We start from the raw sequence: 359 nt of genomic DNA on the forward strand, positions 1-359 counted from the left end.
CGCGTTGGCTTTCGAGAGCGTGAGAGTTTCCGATTATGCCGGCAATCAAGATGGCATTGCCAATGGCGGCGAGCAAATGGATCTGCCGGCCAAACTGCGCAACAACGGCACAGAGGCAGCATTGGGCGTGCAGGCCACGATCACCAGCACGAGTCCGTATGTAACGATCTACGGCAACAATGCCAATTTTGGCACGGTGGCAACGGGCGTGAGCGAGGAACGCTACGGTTGGTACATGCGGGTGGCGGAAGACACACCGGAGGGCACCAAGATTGATTTTAATGTCACGATCACCGCCACCAACGCCGGGCCTTTCACCGACAGTTTCGCGATCATCACGGGTCCGCCGCTGCCGGCGG

1 protein-coding gene is annotated in these 359 nt (G+C 59.1%); it reads left to right on the top strand.

Translation table 11 applies throughout. The features are described from left to right. Nucleotides 1-19 precede the first annotated feature (19 nt). The coding region (locus L6R21_28090; GenBank protein MCK6563067.1) for a hypothetical protein at nt 20-359 on the top strand (340 nt) is incomplete at its 3' end.

The sequence above is a fragment of the bacterium genome, assembly GCA_023150945.1.
GTDB lineage: Bacteria > Zhuqueibacterota > Zhuqueibacteria > Zhuqueibacterales > Zhuqueibacteraceae > Coneutiohabitans.